Genomic DNA, 22,736 nt, shown 5'->3' with positions numbered 1-22,736 from the left:
GGCGTTCAGGATGGCCATCGATATGTCGGCATCCGTTTCAATTTTGCTTATTTGTCGGAGACCTTATGTCCAGCGATGTATCCGCTACGCCCACCCCCGCGACGGAAAGCACCGCCGACATCGTGATCATGGGTGCCGGGGCGGCGGGGATTTCCGTGGCGGCCAGTCTGCGACGCCGCCGTCCGTCGCTCTCGATCACGATCGTGGACCCTGCCGACACGCATTACTACCAGCCGGCCTGGACGCTCGTCGGTGCCGGCGAGTTCGATGCGGCACGCACGGCGCGTCCGATGTCGAGCGTCATTCCCAACGGCGTGACGTGGATTCAGGCGGCTGTCACCGCTTTCGCGCCGGACCACCAGCAAATCCTGCTCTCGGACGGTCGTCGCCTCGGCTATCGCTACCTCGTCGTGGCGCCGGGCCTGCAACTGAACTGGGAGGCCATCGACGGCCTGACCGACACGCTCGGACGTAACGGTGTCACGTCCAACTATCGCTTCGATCTCGCGCCCTACACGTGGTCGCTGGTGCGTGACTTCAAGGGTGGCAATGCGCTGTTCACGCAACCGCCGATGCCGATCAAGTGCGCAGGGGCACCGCAAAAGGCCATGTATCTGTCGGCACACACGTGGCGTCAGAACGGTGTGCACAACAAGACGAAGATTGAATTCCATCTTGTGGCCCCGGCCCTTTTTGGCGTGAAGGATTACATCCCCGCGCTCATGGAATACGTCAAGCGCTACGAGATTTCGCTCAATCATCTCTCGCACCTGCGCGCGGTTGATGGCGAACGTCGCGTGGCCCGCTTCGAGATTTTCGACGCCGACGGTCAATCGCAATTCGTCGACAAGCCCTTCGACTTGCTGCACGTCGTCCCGCCGCAAAGTGCACCGGATGTGTTGCGCGCAAGCCCGTTGGCCGACGCGGCCGGCTGGTGCGAAGTCGATCCGGCCACACTGCGCCACGCGCGCTTTGCCAATATTTTCGGCGCGGGCGATGCCATCTCCGCACCCAACGCGAAGACAGCGGCCGCCGCACGCAAGCAGGCGGTTGTCGTTGCCGAGAACCTGCTCGCCGCCATGGACGGCCGCCCGCAGCCCATGCACTACGACGGCTATGGCGCTTGTCCGCTCACGGTCGAACACGGCAAGATCGTGCTCGCGGAATTTGGCTATGGCGGCAAGCTCATGCCCACGTTCCCCCTCGACGGCACGAAAGCGAACCGTATCGCGTGGATGCTGAAAAAGTACGTGCTGCCAAAGATTTATTGGGATGTCATGCTTCGCGGTCGCGAGTGGCTGGCGCAACCCAGTCGTCCCGGCCATAGGTAAAACCCGAACTCAATTTTCAAAGACGGGTGCCGTTAATGGACATAGGACCCGGTTTCCCGACCGGGCACGAGCTTCTTGTCGGGCCACGCCTAGTGCGCGGTCTGCCCGAGCGCGAGGAACGCGGTGCCATGGCCGGCAAGCCTTATCCGCCTCCTCGCACGACGGCCGACACATTTTCGCGTCTTATGCAGAACATGATTCAAGGGCTTTCTGGCGGCACGACCTGTTCGACGCGTGAGCTTCCTCTGCCGGGTGGCACTGCCTGCGGCGATGACAAACGTTCAACCTTACGGGCGACGTCTGCCTGCTTGCCGAGATGAACGATACCAACGCGTTGCGACGGCAAGTCGTGCTCGCCGACCTACTGCTGGATCGCCAGCGGCTCCTGCGCGCCCTTAGCCTGGAGTTGCGCACACCAAACCCGCCGGGCTGCCATTGTGCGCTGGTCGTGCTGCACGTGGGCCGCGGTCAGCGCATGGCGACCCGCCAACCGGCCATTTCGGACGCCGATCTGCTCGCCACTGTTGCGTTTCGCGTCGGTTCGCGCATTCGTCGCCGCGACATCATCGGTCGCGTGTCCGATCAGCAGATCGCCATCTTGCTGCGCGATCTCGGCAGCCGCGACGCGGCGATACAGATCACCCGCCGCTTCATTCGCGCCGGCGAATCGCCGGTGCCCTGCGGTGACGGCCTGCTCTACCCGATCATCTCGGCGGGGATCACCCATCTGCCCCAGGTGCCGGTGTGGCCCGCCACACTGCTTGAGCACACGTCGGATGTCGCCGACCAGGCGATTCGCGAGAGCGCCTCGCGGTTTCTCGTGACCGAAGCCCCGGCGACGCCCACAGACAGTGTCAATCCGCCGGACGAAGCCGGCAACGAACATCACTGGCGCAACGCCATCGAACGCGCGCTGTCGGGGTCGGAATTCCGGCTGCACTACCAGCCACAGATCGACATGCGCACGCACCGGCTGACCGGACTCGAGGCGCTCATCCGCTGGCAGCGCGACGACGAACTGATCATGCCGGGCGAATTTATCCCGGCTGCCGAGCGTTGCGACGTGATCGGCCCGATCGGCGACTGGACACTGCACGAAGCCTGCCGTCAGCTCGATCAATGGCATACGAACGGTCACGAGTATCCGCGTGTGGCGGTGAACCTGTCAGCGCAACAAATGCGCGTGCACACCCTGGACACGATCCGCTACGCCCTCAAGCACCATCGAGTCCCACCGGACAAGCTCGAAATCGAGATCACCGAGTCGTCGCTGATCTCGCACCTCGACGAGGCTGCAACGCTGATGAACGAACTCGTGGCGATGGGCGTGCGCCTCTCGCTCGATGACTTCGGCACCGGCTATTCAAGCTTTGTGCGGCTCAAGCGCTGGCCGTTCGGCACCGTCAAGATCGACTACCAGTTCGTGGCCGGCGTGCTGCTTGGCGGCTATGACACCGAGTTGATTCGCGCCATCATCGCCATTGCCCGCAAGCTCGAAATCGAGACGGTGGCGGAAGGCGTCGAAACCATTGCCCAACGCGATGCGCTCGCGTCGATGGGTTGCCACGCGTGGCAGGGGTATCATTGCACGCGCCCCCTACCGCCAGGGCACATCGAGACGTTCATCCGCGACTGGCACGGGCGGCTGTAAGCGCGCCCGCCGCCTTCAACCGGCCCACCCGGGTCGGTGCGCGGTGCAATCGTCGCCGTCCACCGAAAGCCCGCCCCGGCTACGCCCGGGGCGAGTCGACCCAGACATCGGGCTCACGGGCCCGGGGTCGCCAACCCAGACAGGTCCGATGCCCAAGACGAATCCCGATGCATTCGCCCCATCACCGTTTCGCGCCATTTCACTCGTTGCCGCCACCCTCTGCCTGACCCTGAGCACCGCGGCACGTGCCGACCTATCGCTCTTGCAACCCCCGCGCGCCCTCTCGGGCGGTGCGCCGTTGCAACTGACGTTGCTGGCCACGCACGACGGCCCGGGGCACAAGACGCTTGCGTTGCCGAACAAGATCGTCGTGCGTATCTCGAACGACGACTTTAAACCCACGCTGATCTCCCTCAAGCGCGCGGCACTCGCGCCCGCGCACGTGACCCTCTCGAGCGGCCAGTTCCGGCGCATCACATACGCCGCCGACCTGCCGAAGGAGCTACGCGGCTCGGTGCGCGTCGAGCCGGTCGATTGGGATGCCTCGACCACCACGATCGTGCTCGATCGTGCCGCACCGACCCAGCCGATGGTCGCCGCCACCCCGGTCCCACGCGGCAGCGGTGCCGTGCCGGGTACCGCAGTCGGTGCGTCCGCGTCAGCCGCTGCGCTCACCGCGGCCGCCTCCGACGCCCTCGCCAGCACCGCTCCCGACGCGATTGCACCGACCAGCGACGCCGAGTTTGCGCGCATCTCCTCGAACGAGCCGATGTACATCGCATTCGGAAAGAATGGCGACGCCAACGCACGCTTCCAGCTCAGCTTCAAGTTCCATATCCTCAAGCCGGAAAATCCCGCCTCGAAGGCCTTCCTCGACAACCTGTACTTCGGCTATACGCAGCTATCGGTCTGGGATCTGGAGGCCGAATCGGCCCCGTTTCGCGACTCGAACTATCGGCCAAGCCTCTTCTACTACGTCCCCGACACCGGCGTGCGCGCGGGTTGGTTCTCGTCTCTGGGCGTCGCGGCAGGGTTCGAGCACGAGTCCAACGGCAAGGCGGGCGAGGATTCTCGCAGCATCAACACACTGTTCGTCAAACCGATCTTCAAGTTCGGCAATCCCGCCGAGTACCACTGGACGGTGGCGCCGAAGCTCTATGCGTATCTCGAGAAGAAAGACAACCCCGACATCCAGGACTACCGCGGCTACCTGGATCTGCTCGTGCTGTGGGGAAAACCGAATGGGTGGCAGATCGGCGCGACCTTGCGCAAGGGCATGAAACGCAACTATGGCAGCGTGGACCTGCAGGTGACCTATCCGCTGGGCAAGCTGATACCGGGCACCGGCGGCTACCTGTGGCTCGGTTACTTCACCGGTTATGGCGAAGACATGCTCGACTACAACCGCCACTCTCGGTCGCAGGTGCGGATCGGGTATAGCGTATTCCGCTGGTAGCCAAGCGAACGTCCGGCTGGGGCGGATCGTCACCGGACGGCCGCCCGGTGCCCCGCGTCGACATCATCCCCAGCAAACGCTCAGAACACCAGCACGAGGGCGCCCGCGACGATCAGCGCACCGCCAAGGGCTTCCTTGAGCGAGAACGGTTCACCGAGCACGCTCCAACCAATGATCATCGCCATCGCCACGCTGAGCTTGTCGAGCGGCGCAACGCCCGACACGGGCCCCAACTGCAGCGCACGGAAGTAGCAAAGCCACGACAAACCGGTCGCCACGCCGGAGAGCACCAGAAACCACCATGTGTTTGCGCTCAGGCTCGCCGGCCGCTGCCACTCGCCGCGCATGCCCACGATCGCCAACGTCACGGCGAAGATGATGACCGTGCGTATCAGCGTGGCCATGTTCGAGTTGACCTGCGCCACCCCGAGCTTTCCGAAAACAGCCGTCAGCGCGGCAAAGAACGCCGAGCCCAGCGCAAACAGTTGCCAGCTACGCAACATAAATCGTCCTTATGGCTATCCCTTGGGCCGGCCCCGGCCCCCAACCTGAAACTCACCGGCATGTCCACCGCCAAGCCCCTGCCGTAGGGGATTCAACGGCAATCCGGCCATCAATGCGATAATGGCGCCTGCTTTGAACGCCCATCCCGCCTTTGGCCGACACGCCCCCTATGTCCGAATTGCACGACCGCCCCGACAGCCCCTGCATTGGCGTTTGCTCGACGCTCTTCGACGACGTCTGCAAGGGTTGCGGGCGCACCGCCGACGAAGTGTCGAACTGGGTATTCTTGACCGACGCCGAGAAGGCCGCCGTGTGGGCGCGCATCACCCGCGAGGGCAAGGCGATGCGTTTTTGCGAGAGCCGCTCTACGACTTCGCAGCCTTGAACTGAAGCGACTTGTACTCGAGGAACTCCTCGAAGCCGTACACGCCGTTCTCACGTCCGTGCCCGGACTGTTTGAATCCGCCGAACGGCGCCTTCACGTTGAATTCCCCGCCATTGATATCCACTTGTCCCGTGCGAATCTGACGCGCCACCCGCACCGCACGCGCCTCGTCGCCCGACCATACGCCACCGCCCAGCCCGTAGATCGAGTCGTTGGCAATACGCACGGCATCGGCCTCGTCCTGATACGTGATGATCGAGAGCACCGGACCGAAAATCTCTTCCTGCGCGACCGTCGCGTCAGGCGCCACGCGGCCCAGCACCGTCGGCTGTACGAAGAACCCCGCCTCGAAGCCGGCCGGCACAGCATCCCCGCCCGCGATCAACTCCGCGCCTTCCGCCAGACCTTTGCGGATATAGGTCTGAACTCGTTCGCGCTGTGCGGCGGACGCCAACGGTCCGAGACGCGTCGTTTCCTCACGCGGATCGCCCAGCGTGAAGCGCGCGACAGCCTCCTTCGCCAATGCCTTGACTTCCTCATAACGTGAGGCAGGCACGAGCATGCGCGTGTGCGCCGAACACGTCTGGCCGGAATTCAGATAGCAGGCGTTGAGCGTGCCTTTGACCGCGGCGGCGAGATCGGCATCGTCGAGCACGACCGATGCCGATTTCCCGCCGAGTTCCAGTGCCACCCGTTTGACCGTCTGCGACGCGACTTCGGACACGCGCTTACCTGCCCGCGTCGATCCCGTAAAGGACACCATGTCGACGTTCGGATGCCGCGCCAACGCCTCACCGACCACCGGCCCGAGCCCGGTCACCAGATTGAACACCCCCGGCGGCAGCCCCGCTTCGGCGATGACCTCGGCCAGGATAAATGCGTTGAAAGGCGCCACTTCCGACGGCTTGAGCACCACCGTGCAACCGGCCGCCAGGGCCGGCGCCACCTTCAGTGTGATTTGATTCAGCGGGTAATTCCACGGCGTGATCGCCGCCACCACGCCGACCGGCTCGCGCACCACCAGCGAATTGCCGACGCGCGCTTCAAATTCGAATGTTTCGGCCAATTCGGCGTATTGATTCCAGTGATAGACAGGTCCGCCCACCTGAATGGCGCGAGCCAGCTTGATCGGCATGCCGGTCTCACCGGTGATGACTTGCGCGAGCGCGTCCGTGCGAGCCTTCAGGCCCGCAGCAATCCTGCGCAGGTAGACGGCCCGCTCGGCAGGCGGCGTGGCCGCCCAGCGATCGCGCGCATTCAGCGCGGCGGCAACGGCCGCCTGCACGTCGTCCGTTGCGCCCTCGGGAATGCGGCCCATGAGCGTCCCGTCAGCCGAATGAAAGACGTCCAGCGTTGCGCGCCCGACCGGCGTCACCCACCGGCCGTCGATGAAAAATTTGTCGTACGTGATCATGCGATATCTCCTGCTGGGAGGTTCCCGACGAGCGATCATTGTAGTCCGCGCGCCCACGCATCTCGCACGCCTGCGACGAAATCAGTCGACTCCGACACGCAGCTTCCGAGATTCCTGAGTTGCGCTCAGATGACGCAAGCACCGATTGCCCACGTCGGGCCGACACGTCTACGGCATCGGATGTCCAAAAGGCACGCATTCTCGTCAGGGTATTGGGGCCACCCCATTCGCCAAATAGCGCTATCGTCACGCCGCCCCCCATAAGGACATTTCTCCCAGATCGCCCAATGATGCGATAAGATGTATTTATAATGCATCTTATAGCGGAGGTCGCGATGTCAATCAGCCAACCCACCACGAGACCATCGTCGCAATCGGTCCCCGGGCTGCCCCTGCTTCGGCTTGGCTTTCGCCCGTTTTACCTAGGCGGCGCAGGCTTTGCGGCATTGGCCATTGCGCTATGGCTGGCCGCGCTTCACGGCTATCCGGTCGCCGGTCGGGCCGCGCCCATGAACGGCCTCGTCTGGCACGTTCACGAGATGATATTTGGCGGCTTCGCCGCCATCGTTGTGGGATTTTTGCTCACCGCGGTCCGCGCCTGGACCTCGCTCGATACGCCCCGGGGTGCACCGCTTATGTGGCTGTTGGGCTTGTGGGCAGCGGGGCGCGTACTTGTTTATTACGGGCCGGAATGGCTCGCCGCGGGCGTCGATTCCCTTTTTCTTCCCGTGGTTGCCATCGTGCTGATGCGCGTGCTGATCAAGGCGAACAATCGTCGCAACCTATTTCTCCCCGTCGCCCTCGGCGCTTTCGGTGCGTTGAACGCCCTCTTCCACTGGTGGGCGTGGCAAGGACGCGTTGATCTCTCATTACAGGCCGCTTACGCCGCCATCGGACTGGTCGTCATGTTCGTGACGGTGATCGCGGGGCGCGTGGTGCCGATGTTCACCACGAACGCGGTGCCGGGCTATTCCGCGAAGCGCTGGAAATGGATTGAAACGCTGGCCGCCCCGAGCGTCGTCATCACGCTCCTCGCAGATGCATTCCTGTCGGTGCCCGCCGCGACGATCGTGTGCGCCGGATTCACGGTGCTGATTCACGGTATCCGGCTGGCAGGATGGCGTTCCTGGCGTGTCGGGCCTCGACCGATACTGGCGATCCTGCATGTGGCCTATGCGTGGATTCCGATCGGCTTTGCGCTTCTGGCGCTCGCGGCGGCGGGAACGATTGCGCACTCCCTTGCGATCCACGCCTTGACGGTCGGCGCGATCGGGTGTGCCATCATGGGCATGATCACGCGCACGGCACTGGGACATACCGGCCGCGCGCTGATCGCCGGGCGCTTCGAGATGGCCGGTTACGGATTGATCATTGCCGCGGCGCTCTTGCGCGTCTTCGGGCCCTGGTTGGTGAGTGATGCCACAAGCGTCTGGATTGACGCAGCGGGCGTGTGCTGGCTAGCGGCATTTGCCGTCTATCTGATGCGCTATGCGCCCTATCTGGTGACGGCGCGGGTTGACGGAAAGGACGGTTGAACCGTCAGACCGCTCGGCGAACTGGAACGCCGCAGCGCCAATGAAAAAACCCGCCGAAGCGGGTTCTTTCATTTGAACAACGGACGCCGAACGCGACTCAGACTTCCACGCCCTGGCTCGCCAGATATTCGTCGTACGTGCCTTGGTAATCAATGAGCGTACCGTCGTTCTTCACTTCGATGACACGCGTGGCCAGGCCCGACACGAATTCCCGGTCATGCGAGACGAACACCAGCGTGCCCGGATACTTGTCGAGCGCGATCTGCAGCGACTCGATCGACTCCATGTCCATGTGGTTGGTCGGCTCGTCCATCATCAGCACATTGTGACGGCCCAGCATCAGCTTGCCCCAGATCATGCGGCCCTTCTCGCCCCCGGAGAGCACACGCACCGATTTGCGCACGTCGTCGCCACCGAAGAGCAGACGGCCGAGCGAGCCACGAATCACCTGATCGTCGTCGCCCTCCTTGCCCCACTGCGTCATCCAGTCGGTGAGCGTCAGGTCTTGCGGAAACGCTTCCGACGTGTCTTGCGGCATGTAACCGATGTTCGCGTTCTCCGCCCACTTCACATCGCCCGCGTCGACCGGCAACGCCGCCATCAGGCTGCGAAGCAGCGTAGTCTTGCCTGCGCCGTTCTCGCCGATGATCGCCACACGTTCGCCTGCGCGCACGGCGCCGGAGACGTTCTTGAAGATCTGACGATCGTACGACTTCGAAATGCCTTCGAATTCGAACGCCAGATTGTGCAGCTTCTTCTCAAACTCGAAGCGGATGAACGGATTCTGACGCGACGACGGCTTGATGTCCTCCACCTTGATCTTGTCGATCTGCTTGAGACGGCTTGTCGCCTGACGCGCCTTCGACTTGTTCGCCGAGAAACGACGTACGAAGTCCTGCAGGTCGGCGATACGCTCCTTCGCCTTCGTGCTTGCCGCCATCTGGCGTTCACGGGCCTGGGCCGAGGCGAGCATGTAGTCGTCGTAGTTGCCCGGGTAGATCTTCAGCGTGCCGTAGTCCATATCCGCCATGTGCGTACACACGGCATTCAAAAAGTGGCGATCGTGCGAGATGATGATCATGGTGGAGTTGCGCTCGTTGAGCACGTCTTCCAGCCAGCGGATCGTGTTGATGTCCAGGTTGTTGGTCGGTTCGTCGAGCAGCAGCACGTCCGGATTCGAGAACAGCGCCTGCGCGAGCAGCACCCGCAGCTTCCAGCCCGGCGCAACATTGCTCATCGGCCCCTGATGCTGGTCCGTCGGAATGCCCACGCCGAGCAACAGTTCGCCGGCACGCGCTTCGGCCGTGTAGCCGTCGTACTCGGCGAACTTCGCCTCGAGCTCGGCCGCGTGCATGTAGTCGTCGTCCGTCGCCTCCGGATTGGCGTAGATGGCGTCGCGCTCGCTCATGGCCGCCCACATCTCGGTGTGCCCCATCATCACGACATCGAGCACGCGCATCTCTTCATACGCGAACTGGTCCTGCTTGAGCTTGCCCAGGCGAACGTTCGGCTCGAGCATGACGTTGCCCCCGCTCGGCTCCAGATCGCCGCCAAGGATCTTCATGAACGTCGATTTGCCGCAACCGTTGGCGCCGATCAGGCCGTAGCGGTTGCCCCCGCCGAACTTGACGGAGATGTTCTCGAAGAGCGGCTTCGCGCCGAATTGCATCGTGATATTGGCAGTAGACAGCACAGGTGGTATCCGGGAGATGAGGTGCGGCGGCACGAAATTGCGCCACGAAACCCGGTATTTTAACACCGATGCATGTCATGCGCCCCGGGCCGCCCCCAGCGGTTGTGAAGCATTCGAATTGTGGCGTACGCAGGGGCCGACAGGTCATCGACTGTCTTACGCTGCCCGAAGCCACGTCAATCGGTGCGTCGTCCGCGCCTGTGCCTGCGCGTATGCGTGCGCTTAAGTCTGCGCGGGCTCGGCACAGCAGCCGCTGTCGGTCGCCGCCCCCGACGCGGGCAAACTCGCCTGGGACCCGACCGTGCAGCCAGCCCGCTATTAACGTTGTTGTAGCGCCTGTCGCCTCGCGAACGACAGGCGCCACGGTCGCCGGTAGGGGCTTTCCGCTATAGAAGCGTATGGGACTTGTGCTTCATAATGATTTCCTTATGCAATTCACAGTCCGACATATTCGGATTGTTATATTCCTTATGAGCCAGAACCGCGAACCGATTGACACTTATTTGCTGCGCGTCCTTCATACCTTGTTGATCGAGCGCAGCGTGACGCGCGCGGCCGTCAAGCTGAACCAGTCGCAGCCGGCGATCAGCGCGGCGCTGCGGCGGTTGCGCGACATCACCGGCGATCCGCTGCTGGTGCGCGGCAAATCGGGCATGGTGCCCACGGAGTACGGTCAATCGCTGCTGGAGCCCACACAGAACGCGTTGCGCGAGATTGAGCGCATCACGGTTCAGCAATCGAATTTCGATCCGGCGACGACGGTACGCACGTTCCGCATCGGCTCGCCCGACTATCTGAATACGCTATTCGTACCGACAGTCGTCGAGCGCTTTCGCCAGCAGGCACCCAACGCCCAGCTCGAACTCCATTCGCTGGGGCCCGCCTTCGACTATGAGCACGCCCTCGAAGACGGCAAGGTCGACATCGTGATCGGCAACTGGCCCGAGCCGCCGGAGCAGCTTCACCTCTCGAACTTGTTCGTCGATCAGATCGTCTGCCTGGTGCGCAATACGCACCCCTACGCCAAACGCGGCCTCACACTCGACCAGTATCTCGCCAGCCCGCATCTCGCTCCGACGCCCTATTCCGTTGCGCAACGCGGCGCCATCGATATGCACCTCGCGCGCGAGCGCCTGAAGCGCAATGTGGTCGTGACGATTCCGTATTTCAATCTGGCGCCTTACGTTTTGCTCAAATCCGATCTGATCTTCACCACGACGCGCCTGTTCGCCGACTATTACGCCGAGTTTCTGCCGCTCACCGTGCTCGAAGCGCCCATCGACTTCCCGCCGATGCAGTATTACCAGTTGTGGCACGAACGCACGCACTATTCGGATGAGGTGCGCTGGCTACGCAGCGTCATTTCCGACGCCACGCGGACGTTGCTTGAGATGCGCCCCCAGACCTAGGCCGTCGCCGCAGTCGTCACCTGCCGTTACCCGCGCTTACCTGCGCCATCGATTCGCCTCGGGGTTCCCGCGAGGTTTTTACCGGCGGAGCGGCCCCCACCGCTCCGCCGAACCGCACGGCAGCATGCCCGGAGTCCAGGCACACCACCCCCGACGTCCCGCCGGCCCGTTGCCGCGCCGGGCCGCACACCGTGAAGGTGCGGCCGGTGCGGCAGGGCCTTATCGGGATGCCTCGGCCAGTTGCCGCGCCAGCGCGTTGTGACGCGTGACGAGCGACGGCAGGTCAAGCGTCGCCAGACGCCCTTCGCGCACCACCACCCGCCCGTTCACCACGCTGTAGGCGGCTTGTCCGGGATTACAGAAGACCAGCGCCGCCACCGGATCGTGCAGGCCACCCGCCATGCCGATGCCACGTGTGTCGAACGCCACGAAGTCCGCCGCCATGCCGGGCGCGAGCACGCCGATGTCGTCTCGCCCCAGCACGCGCGCGCCCCCCACCGTGGCGATCTCCAGGGCCTCGCGCGCGGTCATTGCGCTCGGACCGAAGCCCACGCGTTGCAGCAGCAATGCCTGGCGCGCCTCGCCGATCATGTTGGCCGCATCGTTCGACGCCGATCCGTCCACCCCCAGCCCAACGGGCACGCCCGCGTCACGCATGCGTCGAATCGGGGCGATGCCCGATGCGAGCCGCATGTTCGAACACGGGCAATGCGCCACGCCGGTGCCGGTCTTGGCGAACAGCGCGATGCCCGCGTCGTCGAGTTGCACGCAGTGGGCATGCCAGACATCGTGGCCGACCCAGCCCAGATCCTGCGCATACTCGGCCGGCGTCATGCCGAACATCTCGCGGCTGTAGGCAATATCGTTGACGTTCTCCGCCAGATGGGTATGCATCGATACGCCGTACTGACGCGCCATCGTCGCCGACTCACGCATCAGGTCACGACTCACGGAAAACGGCGAGCACGGCGCCACGACCACGCGCAGCATCGCGTAGCGACCTGCGTCGTGATACGTCTCGATGAGACGTTGCGTGTCGGTGAGAATGTCGTCTTCGCGCTCCACGACACGATCGGGCGGCAGCCCGCCCTGGCTCTGCCCGACGCTCATGCTGCCACGGCTGGCATGAAAGCGCATGCCGATCCCGGCGGCCGCTTCGATGCTGTGGTCGAGCTTGCAACCGTTCGGGTAGATGTACAGGTGGTCGCTCGACGTGGTGCAGCCCGAGAGCAGCAACTCGGCCATGGCCGTCTGGGTCGAAACGCGGATCATCTCCGGCGTGAGGTTCGCCCACACCGGATACAGGTTCGTCAGCCAGTTGAACAGTTCGCCGTCCTGCGCCGCCGGAATGGCGCGCGTGAGGCTCTGATACATGTGGTGATGCGTGTTGACCAGGCCGGGAATCACGACGTGCCCGGTCAGATCGAGCACGTCGTCAGCCGTGTCCGGCAGCGTATCGCGGGTGCCGACCGCCACGATTCGGTTGTCCTCGATGTAAAGGCCGCCTCGGGCAATTTCGCGGCGGCCCGCATCCATGGTGACCAGCACGTCGGCATTCGTGACGAGCAGCGTTTTCATCAATGCGCCTCCAGTCCCATCGCCGACCCGTTCTGCTCGCCGTGGCCATTGGCGGCCGGCGCTTTGAAGCCATTGAAGTAGGCGTTCAGAATCACTGCCGAGAGCGTGGCCAGCAGAATCCCGCTGTGGAGCAACGGCGCGAGTTGTTCCGGCATCTTCGCGAAGAACTTATTCGACGCCACCGGAATCATCGCCATGCCGATGCTGATGGCCACAATGTACAGGTTATAGCGGTTGTTCGAGTAGTCGACCTTGGACAGAATCTTGATGCCCGTGGCGAGCACCATGCCAAACATGACCACGCCGGCGCCGCCCAGCACGAATTGCGGAATCGAGGCCACCACCACCGACATCTTCGGAATGAAGCCGAACACGAGCAGGATGGCGCCCGCCGCCACGCACACCCAACGACTTTTCACCCCCGTCACGCCCACGAGGCCGATATTCTGCGAAAAGGAGGTATGTGGGAACGTATTGAACAGGCCGCCGATCACGGTGGCCAAGCCGTCGACACGCAGACCGGCCACCAGCGCCTTCTCGTCGACCGGCTTGCCCACGATCTCGCCAAGCGCCAGGAACATGCCCGTCGATTCGATGAACGTGATCAGCATCACGATGGTGAGCGTCACAATCGCCCACGGATCGAACACCGGCATGCCGAAATGGAACGGCAGCACGACGTCGAACCACTTCACCTGATCGAGGCCGTCGAAATTGACTTTGTGAAGCATCAACGCAATGGCGAAGCCAAACAGAATACCGAGCAGCACGGCAATGTTCGAGAAGAAGCCCTTCACGAAGCGCGTGATCAACAAGATGAAGATGAGGACCGCGAAGGACACCCCCAGGTAGACCGGGTCGCCGTAATCGGGATTGCCCACCCCGCCCGCCGCCCAATTGATCCCCACGCCGATGATGGTCAGGCCGATCGACGTGATGACAATGCCCGTGACAATGGGCGGAAAGAAGCGCAGCAGCTTGCCAACGGCCGGCGCGAGCAGCGTACCGATGATACCGGCGGCGATGGTCGCCCCGAAAATGCCGGGCAACCCGAGCGATGGATTGGTGCCGATCGCGAGCATTGGACCGACCGCGGCGAACGTGACGGCCATGACGACCGGCATGCGAATGCCGAAACGACCCACGCCCACGCTCTGGATCAGCGTGGCAATGCCACAGCACATCAGGTCGGCGGAAATGAGAAAAGCGATCTGGTCCTTGGGCAAGCCAAGGGCGCCGCCGATGATGAGCGGCACGGCGACCGCCCCCGCATACATCACGAGCACGTGCTGCAGGCCCAGCATGAACAGTTTTCCGATCGGCAGTCGCTCGTCGACCGGATCCACGGTGTTGGTTGTCACACTCATTTCGTCTCCGTCCCAAGGGGGGCTGTTTGATTGCTATTTTTGGGTGACTCAATGGTGCAGGTCGACGCCTTTTGCGACAAGACCGTCGGAGGCTATAGTGTTTTTTTCATGGAACGTATGCCTGAATGCTTATCTTGCCGCTCGGGTTTTCCCGAGGCAGGTACGTCGCCATTGGGCTTTCCGGGCGATGCGCGTCCAGTGGCGGACACACATCATATGCACGGCGTTATACGGCGGATAAACGAAACAAATAGTGCTCCCAAAAATCCCCATCGCAGGGCACGCGGGGTACGCTGAGCACGTCGGCATGTCGCAGGGATGCCCGTCACGTATTTGTCCGGCGTGGCGTGGTATGTGCGCGTTTTTATCTTTGGTATTGCGCCCGTTGCCACGCCGCCATCTCCCTACAATGCATCCATCCATCACAGGAGACATCATGGGACGACTGACTACCCACGTACTTGATACATCGCACGGCAAGCCAGGCGCGGGCATCCGTGTCGAGCTATGGCGTGTGGACGGCGAGCGCCGCTCGCTGCGCGACGTGCAGACGAATCACGACGGCCGTTGCGACAAGCCGCTGCTCGAAGGCGAGGAATTCGTCGCGGGCGAATATGAACTCGTGTTCCATGCAGGTGACTATTTCGCCGCCCAGGGCGTGGACGTCCCGTCGCCGCGCTTCGTGGATCGCGTTGTGCTGCGTTTCGGCGTGGCCGAGCCTTCCCAGCATTACCACGTGCCCCTTCTGGTGTCGCCGTGGAGCTTTTCCACGTATCGCGGTAGTTGATAAGCGCGAGCGTGAACGTCAGGCAGTTGAGGAGAACATAAGATGGAAGCGTTTATTACCGACTGGGTCAATCTGTTGTTGCGCTGGCTGCATGTGATAGCGGCCATCGCCTGGATTGGCGAGTCGTTCTATTTCGTGATGCTGGACAATGGTCTGAAGCCGCCGAAGGCGGCCGACGACAAGCAAAAGGGCGTGTTCGGTGAGATGTGGTCGGTGCACGGGGGCGGTTTCTACCACGCGCAAAAGTACCTGAACTCGCCTCCGCAGATGCCGGAAGACCTGCACTGGTCGAAGTGGAAGTCGTATACGACGTGGCTCTCGGGCTTTGGCCTGTTCTGTGCGCTGTATCTGCTGCAGCCGCAGACGTATCTCATCGACAAGACCGTGATGGATCTGCAGCCGGGTCAGGCGGTGGGTCTTGCGGTGGCGTTTCTGATTGGCGGCTGGTTTGTCTACGATTTCCTGTGCCGCATGCTGGGCAAGAACGAACGGGTGCTGGGCATTGCGGTTGCGCTGTTCGTGGTCGCCGCGACGTATGCCACGACGCATATTTTTGCCGGGCGCGCGGCCTTCCTGATTGTCGGCGCCATGATGGCGACGTCGATGTCGGCAAACGTGTTCTTCTGGATCATCCCGGGACAGCGCAAGAGCGTCGATGCGCTGTCGAAAGGCGAGGTGCCGAACCCGATCTGGGGCAAGCTGGGCAAGCAGCGCTCGGTTCACAACACGTATTTCACATTGCCGGTCGTGTTCATCATGATCAGCAACCACTACGCGTTCACGTATAGCAATCCGCACAATTGGGTGATTCTTTCGATCATCATGGCTGCGGGCGCGATGATTCGTCAGTTCTTCGTGCTGCGTCACGCGGGGAAGAATCTGTACGTGCTGCCGGTCGCGGGCGCGGCCCTGCTCGCCGGGGTCGCCGTGTTCGCCGCACCGCGCCCTGCCCCGACGCCCGCCGCAGGTGCGCATGGCGAAGCGGTGGCGTCGAACGTGAAGCTCTCGGAAATCCAGCCGATCCTGACGCAACGCTGCGCGACGTGTCACTCGGCCAAGCCGACGATGATGGGCAGCGCACCGGCAGGGGTGATGTTCGATACGCCGGCCGAGATTTCGCAAAACGCCCAGCGGATCTATCAGCAGGCGGTGGCGCTCAAGGCGATGCCTTTGGGCAACGTGACCCAGATGACCGACGACGAACGCCAGAAGATCGCCGCGTGGTTCAACGGCGGCGCGCAGCAGTAACCTTCACGAACGTCTTTCTTGCTGGACCCATGTTGGGGCGCTTCGGCGCCCCGTTTTTTTACGTCATCGCGTTAGGTTGCGCTGATGCACTGCACGGCGTTGTAAGCGGTGAAAGTGACGTGCACGTTTTCGACTGTTCCCCGACAAAACAATCGCTTGGGAACTTCGGTACGGGTACGCAGGTCTGTAGTACGCGTCCGGCAGTCCGGGCGTGACGTATTTGCGAAGGCGGCATCCGCTCAACCTTCCCATCACGTCAAACTACGGGTGCGATGCCGGCAGCGGCAGGCGCATCACGAATCAGACATCATGAATTTCCTGCTTTTCTCCGCTTCCCGGCAAGGCGTTGTCTGGGTGCATCTGCACCAGGCAATGTTTCCGCCGTCCGATCTGACTGCCTGACGACGTCTGCGCGCCACTGCTGCGCGTGATGTTGCGGGCGGGACGGGTGCGCCGTCGCTTGCGCGTGCCCGATCGATCTCCCATCTCGAAGTTTCGATGTGCAAGCCACGGTGAGCTGCGTCCCGACACGACGCGGCGATATGTCATCGGGGGGATCATGTCTCATTCCACTCTTCATCAATCCACGCAGGGCACAAGGACGCCGCTGCTCAAACAATTTACGTCGCTCGCGATTCCAACCATTCTTTCCGGCTGGGTATACACGGTCTACACGTTGATCGACGGGATCTTCATCGGTCGATACGTCGGCGAACAGGCGTTGGCAGCGCTCAATCTCGTGGTCCCGTTGCTGTATGTCCCGTATGCGTTCAGTGTCATGATCGGTGTGGGCGGCGCCACGCTCATTGCCCGCTTGTTGGGAGAGGGACGCGACGCACAGGCGCGTCGCGCATTCTCGCAGGTGCTCTGGGTGATGCTCGCCTTCAGTATCGCGATGAGCGCCGGGGTGCTGTCCTTCCGTCACGAAATCGCCGCCGCGCTCGGCGCACACGGCGAAATTACACAACACGTGGTGGGCTTTCTGTCCGGCTGGGGCTGGTTCGTGCTTTTCGCGAACGGTCTTTACGCGATGGAGCTGTTCCTGCGCGTGGAAGGCGCGCCGGCGGCGCGATTCGGACTGTACGCGATGTTTCTTGGCGCGCTCGCCAATGTGGCGCTGGACTATTGGTTCATCGTGGTGAAGGAGATGGGCATGTACGGGGCGTCGCTCGCCACCGGCTTGTCGATGATGGTCTCCAGCAGCGTGATGCTCGCCTATCACTTCGTGCTGGCCAAGAAGGTCGTGCCTGCATGGCGGGCTTTCGCAGACACCGAAGTCCATATCTGGCGCATGATGTACAACGGCGCCTCGGAGTTTCTGGGGGCGATCGCCCCGGCGGTGACCGTGTTCGCGTTCAATCGCGTCATTCTGTGGAACTTTGGCGAGCCCGGGCTGGCCGCCTACGCCATTCTGGAATACATGACGCTCGGTGCCACGGTGACGATGGTGGCGCTCGTGCAAAGCATGCAGCCGATGATCAGCTTCTACCATGGTTCGCGCGATCTGAACGCGTTGCGCGAGTCGTTCCGGCTCGGCGTCATGGCGGTGATGGGGTTCTCGGTGCTGGTGGCTGTCGCCATGGCTACACTGGCTCGCCCGCTGACGTTCCTGTTCTTGCCGGCAGGCGTTCAGGCGTGGTCGATTCTCGAGCACGCGGTGCTTTGGTACGCGCTGGCGTTTCTGCCCGCAGCCGGCAATTTGATCGTGGCGGGCTTTCTGACGGCCGTGGAGTCACCGGGACCGTCGGCGGCCATTGCCATGCTGCGAAGCTGGGTGTTACTGCTGGGCATTCTTTGGCTGCTCAATGTTGGGTTCGGCGGCGCGGCGATCTGGTACACGCTGTTGATCACTGAAATGCTGACGCTTGCCATCAGCGTCTGGCTATATTGGCGCAGTGACCGAGGCGACGCGCTCTTGGCGCGCGCAGCGTCGCGCTGAGGCTCTGGCCCCTGGCTACCCGGCAAAACGGCGTGACTTCGCGGTCACGCCGTTTTTTATGGTCATGCCGCGACGGCTCAGCTCGGCATCTTTAGCGAGAACGTTTGCGCGAGTGACTGCACGCTGGACGCGTCGTCCGCGCCCGGCGCGCCTTCGGGCGGCGCGGCGCGTGGCGGCAGCGCTGCGGGCCGGCTAACTTCGCTGGCAGCCCACTGCGGTTCGGGCAGTTCGTCGAACACTTGGCGCAGGCGTGCTCCCCACGATTCGTGGATCATCTTGTAGTAGACGTTTTCGTCGTCGAGCGACGCGAACCGCGTCACGCGCAGGCTGTTTTCTTCATACACGAGAAGATCGAGCGGCAGCCCCACGGAGACGTTGGAGCGAAGCGTGGAATCCATGGAAATCAGCGCGCACTTGGCGCCGTCGTCGAGCGAGGTCGCGGGCGTGACGAGCCGATCAATGATGGGCTTGCCGTATTTGGACTCGCCGATCTGGAAGTACGGGTTGACCGACGACGCTTCGATAAAGTTACCTGCGGAGTACAGTTGATAAAGGCGGCTCGGCGCACCGGCGATTTGCCCGCCGAGCAGAAAGCTGCAATTGAAGTCGACACCGAAGGCTTCGAGCGCCTTGGCATCGCGTGTGTGGACGTCTCGAATCGCCTGGCCGACGACGCGCGCGACGTCGGTCATGCTTTTGGCGTTCCACAGCGTTTCGGTGTCGCGCGCTTCGACAAGTTGTTGGCGCACGGCCTGCGTGAGCGCGAGATTACCCGCCGAGAGCAGGACGAGCACGCGCTCGCCCGCGCGCTCGAACACGAGCATCTTGCGAAAGGTGCTCACGTGATCGACGCCCGCATTGGTCCGGGTATCGGAGAGAAAGACGAGCCCGGCATCGAGCTTCATGGCCACGCAATACGTCATGTCGTTCCTGTCTTGCCGTGCGGGGCCCTCGGCCCAGGCACGCTGAAAGCTATTGTTGTTGATCGAGCGGCACGGTATCGACTGTGACCGATACGTGCAGCGCTTCTGTCGCACCGCCGCTGCGCATGCCTCTGACGGGCGCGGCAGACTCATAATCGCGTCCGACGGCCAATCGGCAGTAGTTGCCGCTGGCGAAGCAGGCATGAGTCACGTCGATGCTGACCCAGCCCGCCCCGTCGAGCCACACGTCGACCCATGCGTGACTGGCCGCGTGCGGCACGTCGCCCGGATCGATATACCCGCTGACGTATCGCGCCGGCACGCCACGCGCACGGCAAACGGCGAGCATCAGGTGAGCATGATCCTGGCAGACGCCTCGCCCAAGCGCAAGTGCCTGTGCGGCGGTACTGGTCACGCCGGTGATTCCGGATTCGTAGTCGACTTGTTCGCAGAGGGTGGCCGCGAGCGCCAGCAGTTCGCCCGGCGTGGTCACGCCGGCGGCGGCGGCAAGCGCGTCGATGGCGTCGTTGCGCGCGGTGAGCGGCGTCGGGCTCGCGAAGGATAACACCGGTACGGCGTGGGTCGTCTCGCCGAGCCGTCCATCGATAAGCGGTGTGGTGTCGACCTCGCCTTCGGCCATGAGATGGATTTCGCTGTGCGGCTGATGAAGTACCAGGGTATGCATGTCGTTCCCGAACGCGTCGCGCGCGGGCGTGAGTTTGCCGGGCGCGCTCAGCCGCCAGTGCGCGATACGCTGCACTTCGGACGCCGCAGGCGTGAGCCGAAGCTGCTGGATGGTGTAACGCACCGGCGTGTCGTAGCGGTAGGTGGTCTCGTGACGGATGGTCAGGCGCATGGCATCAGGCGGCGAGCGGGATCAGGAAGGTCTGGCTGATCTTGTTGCCGAGCACGGAGACGCGCTCGAGGAATGCAGTCAGGACGGGGTGGAGGCCTTGTTGGTGGATCTGCTGGATGTCGGTGTACTTGAGTTCGGCTTGTAATTTTCCCGCGTAGCGTTCCACATCCCCGGACTGGGCATTGGACAGGGTGGCGAGGTTTTCGCATACGCCGCTGAGCGAGGCGAGCAAGGAGCGTGGCATGTGCGCGTTGAGCATGAGCAGTTCGACGACGCGCTCTGGGGTAATCACGTCTCGGTAGACTTTGCGGTAGATCTCGAAGCCGGACACGCTGCGCAGCACGGCGGACCAGTAGTAGAAGTCGGTGGGATGGGAGGCGTCGGGGCCTGCGCGGTCGGTGCGCACGGCTTCGTGGAAGCGGACGTCGAGAATTCGCGCGGTGTTGTCGGCGCGCTCCAGGAATAGGCCAAGCCGAGTAAAGTAGAAAGCATCATCCTGGAACAAGGTGCCGAAGCTGACGCCGCGCGAGAGGTGCGAGCGCACTTTGACCCATTCGAATAGTTGGGCCGGGTCGCGCTCCAGCAAGTCGAGCATGCGCGGAAATTCGAGCCAGGTGCTGTTGACGGTTTCCCATAGTTCGGTGGTGAGCGTGCCCCGCACGGCGCGCGCGTTTTCGCGTGCCGCCTCGAGACAACAGGCGATGCTCGACGGGTTATCGCGGTCACGTACGACGAAGTCGAGGACATTGGCACGCGTGGCACGCCCATGTTTGCGATTGAACGCGGGCTCGAGTTCGGAGATGCGCAAGGTGGCGCGCCAGCCAGCCTCGTCGTTGAAGGTGCCGGCGTGCGCACGGGCGCCGTCGGCATCGTCGTCGTCGTCGATGGCATCTTGCGGCAAGAGCAGGTTCTGCAAGTTGACGTCGAGCAGGCGTGCGGTGTTTTCGGCCCGCTCCATGTAGCGAGCCATCCAGAACAGGTGATCGGCGGTACGGCTGAGCATGATGGCTTCCCGATAGGATTTTTTGTCGTGTCCGGCGAACGTGGCTTATTTTTCGAGTACCCAGGTGTCTTTTGTCCCCCCGCCCTGGGAGGAATTGACGACGAGTGAGCCTTCGGTAAGCGCAACGCGGGTGAGTCCGCCCGGCACCATGGTGACGCCTTTGCCGGAGGAGAGCACGAAGGGACGCAGGTCGATGTGTCGCGGCGCAATGCCGGCCTCGACGAAGGTGGGGCACGCGGACAGTGCGAGCGTAGGTTGGGCGATGTAGCCGTCGGGTTTGGCGATGAGCCGTTGGCGGAATGCCTCGATTTCGGCTCGGGTGGCCGCCGGGCCCACGAGCATGCCGTAGCCTCCGGCACCATGCACTTCTTTGACGACGAGTTCGCCAAGGTTGTCGAGGGTGTAGGCGAGATCGTCCGCTCGACGACATTGGTAGGTCGGAACGTTGTTGAGAATGGGCTTCTCACCGAGGTAAAACTCGATCATGTCCGGCACGAACGGGTAGATGGATTTGTCGTCGGCAACGCCGGCCCCGATGGCATTGGCCAAGGTGACACGCCCCGCCCGGTAGACGCTGAGCAAGCCAGGCACGCCCAAGGTGGAGTCGGCGCGGAAGGCCAACGGGTCGAGAAAGTCGTCGTCGATTCGGCGATAGATGACGTCGACGCGCTTCGGACCATTGGTGGTTCGCATGTAGACGAGGTTGTCCTCGACGAACAGGTCTTGCCCCTCGACTAACTCGATACCCATCTGTTGCGCCAGAAAGGCATGCTCGAAGTACGCGGAGTTGTAGATGCCCGGGGTCATGACGACGACGGTAGGATCGTCGACCCCCACCGGCGCCACGGCGCGCAGACTGTCTAGCAACAGGTCAGGATAATGCTCGACCGGCGCAATCCGGTTTCTCGCGAACAGTTCAGGGAATAACCGCATCATCATTTTGCGGTTTTCCAGCATGTACGACACGCCGGACGGCACTCTGAGATTGTCCTCCAGCACGTAGAACACGCCATCGTCGCCCGCCCCCGCCCGCACGACATCCACACCCGCGATATGTGCGTAAATGTCGCCCGGTACGTCCACCCCCTGCATCTCGGGACGATACTGCGCGTTCTGTAATACCTGCTCCGCCGGAATGACCCCGGCACGCAAGATGTCCTGCTCATGGTAGACGTCATGAACGAACCGGTTCAACGCGTCCACGCGCTGGCGCAAACCCGCCTGCAAGGTCTGCCACTCCTGGGCAGGAACAATTCTGGGAATCAAATCGAATGGGATCAAGCGCTCTGTGCCCGCCTCATTGCCATACACAGCAAATGTGATCCCCACTCGCCGGAACGCCAAGTCGGCCTCGGCCCGCTTGTGGTGCAAGACATCCTCGGACTGACATTTAAGCCAATCGTCAAACCGCCGGTAATGCGCACGCGTCGCACCCGTGATGCTCGCCATCTCGTTGTAGCTCTCGACCATTTGCTTCTCCGCAAATTGCTGTGTCGAGATCGTGCAATATCCATGCCCGTGCCGTTTTTTATCCCTTTCGCACGATTTTCGTGCGCCCCATGCATTTTTTTGCACCACATCCGTGATTTGAACTCAACACCACTCCCCTAGACGGACCGGGGCCCCTTTCCGCCTCTCAAACATAAACCCAACTCGC

The 22,736-nt window shown here is 62.8% G+C and carries 17 protein-coding genes and 1 pseudogene; 9 read left to right on the top strand and 9 right to left on the bottom strand.

Annotated features, from left to right (window positions below):
* Positions 1–95 precede the first annotated feature (95 nt).
* The 3 genes and pseudogenes from BGP02_RS11105 to BGP02_RS11095 form a co-directional block, all read left to right on the top strand.
* Positions 96–1,331, top strand: a pseudogene (locus BGP02_RS11105) (NAD(P)/FAD-dependent oxidoreductase); the annotation flags it as partial.
* Positions 1,332–1,647: 316 nt separating this feature from the next.
* Positions 1,648–2,982: a putative bifunctional diguanylate cyclase/phosphodiesterase gene (locus tag BGP02_RS11100; RefSeq protein WP_150563847.1), complete on the top strand. Its 1,335-nt coding sequence runs from the start codon at positions 1,648–1,650 to the stop codon at positions 2,980–2,982.
* Between the two features lie 148 nt (positions 2,983–3,130).
* Complete coding sequence (locus tag BGP02_RS11095; RefSeq protein ID WP_286798504.1) at positions 3,131–4,438, top strand: phospholipase A; 1,308 nt, start codon at positions 3,131–3,133, stop codon at positions 4,436–4,438.
* Positions 4,439–4,518: 80 nt separating this feature from the next.
* On the opposite strand, the gene BGP02_RS11090 is transcribed toward BGP02_RS11095, so the two are convergent.
* Complete coding sequence (locus tag BGP02_RS11090) at positions 4,519–4,941, bottom strand: EamA family transporter (RefSeq protein WP_017234298.1); 423 nt, start codon at positions 4,939–4,941, stop codon at positions 4,519–4,521.
* Between the two features lie 170 nt (positions 4,942–5,111).
* Here BGP02_RS11090 and BGP02_RS11085 point away from each other — a divergent pair, with 170 nt between their 5' ends.
* A complete protein-coding gene (locus tag BGP02_RS11085) occupies positions 5,112–5,327 on the top strand; it encodes a DUF1289 domain-containing protein (protein ID WP_150563845.1) in 216 nt (71 codons plus the stop codon).
* On the opposite strand, the gene BGP02_RS11080 is transcribed toward BGP02_RS11085, so the two are convergent.
* Positions 5,308–6,741 carry an aldehyde dehydrogenase family protein gene (locus tag BGP02_RS11080; protein ID WP_286798503.1) on the bottom strand — a complete coding sequence of 478 codons (1,434 nt, stop codon included), beginning with the start codon at positions 6,739–6,741 and terminating at the stop codon, positions 5,308–5,310. The two genes, BGP02_RS11085 and BGP02_RS11080, sit on opposite strands and share 20 nt — an antisense overlap.
* A 335-nt stretch (positions 6,742–7,076) precedes the next feature.
* On the opposite strand from BGP02_RS11080, the gene BGP02_RS11075 reads away from it, so the two are divergent.
* Entirely contained in the window at positions 7,077–8,276 is a 1,200-nt protein-coding gene (locus tag BGP02_RS11075; protein WP_286798502.1) for an NnrS family protein, read from the top strand.
* 97 nt (positions 8,277–8,373) lie between these two features.
* Here BGP02_RS11075 and BGP02_RS11070 read toward each other — a convergent pair whose 3' ends face one another.
* Positions 8,374–9,969: an ABC-F family ATPase gene (locus tag BGP02_RS11070; protein ID WP_026132012.1), complete on the bottom strand. Its 1,596-nt coding sequence runs from the start codon at positions 9,967–9,969 to the stop codon at positions 8,374–8,376.
* Positions 9,970–10,439: 470 nt separating this feature from the next.
* Between BGP02_RS11070 and BGP02_RS11065 the strand changes: the two genes are divergently transcribed.
* Complete coding sequence (locus BGP02_RS11065; RefSeq protein WP_017234293.1) at positions 10,440–11,378, top strand: LysR substrate-binding domain-containing protein; 939 nt, start codon at positions 10,440–10,442, stop codon at positions 11,376–11,378.
* Positions 11,379–11,597: 219 nt separating this feature from the next.
* Here the strand turns inward: BGP02_RS11065 and BGP02_RS11060 are convergent, their stop codons facing one another.
* Both BGP02_RS11060 and BGP02_RS11055 read right to left on the bottom strand, forming a co-directional pair.
* The gene (locus BGP02_RS11060) at positions 11,598–12,956 is read right to left on the bottom strand and encodes an 8-oxoguanine deaminase (protein ID WP_286798501.1); all 1,359 of its coding nucleotides are present in this window, start codon (positions 12,954–12,956) and stop codon (positions 11,598–11,600) included.
* Positions 12,956–14,317 (bottom strand): nucleobase:cation symporter-2 family protein, encoded by a 1,362-nt coding sequence (locus tag BGP02_RS11055; RefSeq protein WP_286798664.1) that lies wholly within the window; start codon positions 14,315–14,317, stop codon positions 12,956–12,958. Before BGP02_RS11055 ends, BGP02_RS11060 begins: the two co-directional genes overlap by 1 nt.
* Before the next feature lie 442 nt (positions 14,318–14,759).
* Here BGP02_RS11055 and uraH point away from each other — a divergent pair, with 442 nt between their 5' ends.
* From uraH to BGP02_RS11040, 3 genes are all read left to right on the top strand, one after another.
* Positions 14,760–15,110 carry a hydroxyisourate hydrolase gene (gene uraH / locus BGP02_RS11050; RefSeq protein WP_017234290.1) on the top strand — a complete coding sequence of 117 codons (351 nt, stop codon included), beginning with the start codon at positions 14,760–14,762 and terminating at the stop codon, positions 15,108–15,110.
* 42 nt (positions 15,111–15,152) lie between these two features.
* Positions 15,153–16,358 carry a urate hydroxylase PuuD gene (locus tag BGP02_RS11045; protein ID WP_150563839.1) on the top strand — a complete coding sequence of 402 codons (1,206 nt, stop codon included), beginning with the start codon at positions 15,153–15,155 and terminating at the stop codon, positions 16,356–16,358.
* Between the two features lie 559 nt (positions 16,359–16,917).
* Complete coding sequence (locus tag BGP02_RS11040) at positions 16,918–18,297, top strand: MATE family efflux transporter (protein ID WP_261938672.1); 1,380 nt, start codon at positions 16,918–16,920, stop codon at positions 18,295–18,297.
* 77 nt (positions 18,298–18,374) lie between these two features.
* Here the strand turns inward: BGP02_RS11040 and BGP02_RS11035 are convergent, their stop codons facing one another.
* The 4 genes from BGP02_RS11035 to BGP02_RS11020 are packed head-to-tail and all read right to left on the bottom strand — an operon-like array spanning position 18,375 to position 22,549.
* Positions 18,375–19,220: a proteasome-type protease gene (locus tag BGP02_RS11035; RefSeq protein ID WP_268567673.1), complete on the bottom strand. Its 846-nt coding sequence runs from the start codon at positions 19,218–19,220 to the stop codon at positions 18,375–18,377.
* A gap of 49 nt (positions 19,221–19,269) precedes the next feature.
* Positions 19,270–20,076 carry a transglutaminase family protein gene (locus BGP02_RS11030; protein ID WP_017234286.1) on the bottom strand — a complete coding sequence of 269 codons (807 nt, stop codon included), beginning with the start codon at positions 20,074–20,076 and terminating at the stop codon, positions 19,270–19,272.
* 4 nt (positions 20,077–20,080) lie between these two features.
* Complete coding sequence (locus BGP02_RS11025) at positions 20,081–21,079, bottom strand: alpha-E domain-containing protein (protein ID WP_017234285.1); 999 nt, start codon at positions 21,077–21,079, stop codon at positions 20,081–20,083.
* 45 nt (positions 21,080–21,124) lie between these two features.
* Complete coding sequence (locus BGP02_RS11020; protein ID WP_268567672.1) at positions 21,125–22,549, bottom strand: circularly permuted type 2 ATP-grasp protein; 1,425 nt, start codon at positions 22,547–22,549, stop codon at positions 21,125–21,127.
* Positions 22,550–22,736 lie beyond the last annotated feature (187 nt).

This window comes from Pandoraea sp. 64-18, assembly GCF_001899225.1.
Lineage (GTDB): Bacteria > Pseudomonadota > Gammaproteobacteria > Burkholderiales > Burkholderiaceae > Pandoraea > Pandoraea cepalis.
This window is presented reverse-complemented; position numbering and strand designations above follow the sequence as displayed.

Bases quoted from the DNA above. Each gene is read 5' to 3' on its own strand.
- BGP02_RS11100 (WP_150563847.1), top strand. From the start codon at position 1,648: ATGAACGATACCAACGCGTTGCGACGGCAAGTCGTGCTCGCCGACCTA.
- BGP02_RS11095 (WP_286798504.1), top strand. From the start codon at position 3,131: ATGCCCAAGACGAATCCCGATGCATTCGCCCCATCACCGTTTCGCGCC.
- BGP02_RS11090 (WP_017234298.1), bottom strand. From the start codon at position 4,941: ATGTTGCGTAGCTGGCAACTGTTTGCGCTGGGCTCGGCGTTCTTTGCC.
- BGP02_RS11085 (WP_150563845.1), top strand. From the start codon at position 5,112: ATGTCCGAATTGCACGACCGCCCCGACAGCCCCTGCATTGGCGTTTGC.
- BGP02_RS11080 (WP_286798503.1), bottom strand. From the start codon at position 6,741: ATGATCACGTACGACAAATTTTTCATCGACGGCCGGTGGGTGACGCCG.
- BGP02_RS11075 (WP_286798502.1), top strand. From the start codon at position 7,077: ATGTCAATCAGCCAACCCACCACGAGACCATCGTCGCAATCGGTCCCC.
- BGP02_RS11065 (WP_017234293.1), top strand. From the start codon at position 10,440: ATGAGCCAGAACCGCGAACCGATTGACACTTATTTGCTGCGCGTCCTT.
- BGP02_RS11060 (WP_286798501.1), bottom strand. From the start codon at position 12,956: ATGAAAACGCTGCTCGTCACGAATGCCGACGTGCTGGTCACCATGGAT.
- uraH (WP_017234290.1), top strand. From the start codon at position 14,760: ATGGGACGACTGACTACCCACGTACTTGATACATCGCACGGCAAGCCA.
- BGP02_RS11045 (WP_150563839.1), top strand. From the start codon at position 15,153: ATGGAAGCGTTTATTACCGACTGGGTCAATCTGTTGTTGCGCTGGCTG.
- BGP02_RS11040 (WP_261938672.1), top strand. From the start codon at position 16,918: ATGTCTCATTCCACTCTTCATCAATCCACGCAGGGCACAAGGACGCCG.
- BGP02_RS11035 (WP_268567673.1), bottom strand. From the start codon at position 19,220: ATGACGTATTGCGTGGCCATGAAGCTCGATGCCGGGCTCGTCTTTCTC.
- BGP02_RS11030 (WP_017234286.1), bottom strand. From the start codon at position 20,076: ATGCGCCTGACCATCCGTCACGAGACCACCTACCGCTACGACACGCCG.
- BGP02_RS11025 (WP_017234285.1), bottom strand. From the start codon at position 21,079: ATGCTCAGCCGTACCGCCGATCACCTGTTCTGGATGGCTCGCTACATG.
- BGP02_RS11020 (WP_268567672.1), bottom strand. From the start codon at position 22,549: ATGGTCGAGAGCTACAACGAGATGGCGAGCATCACGGGTGCGACGCGT.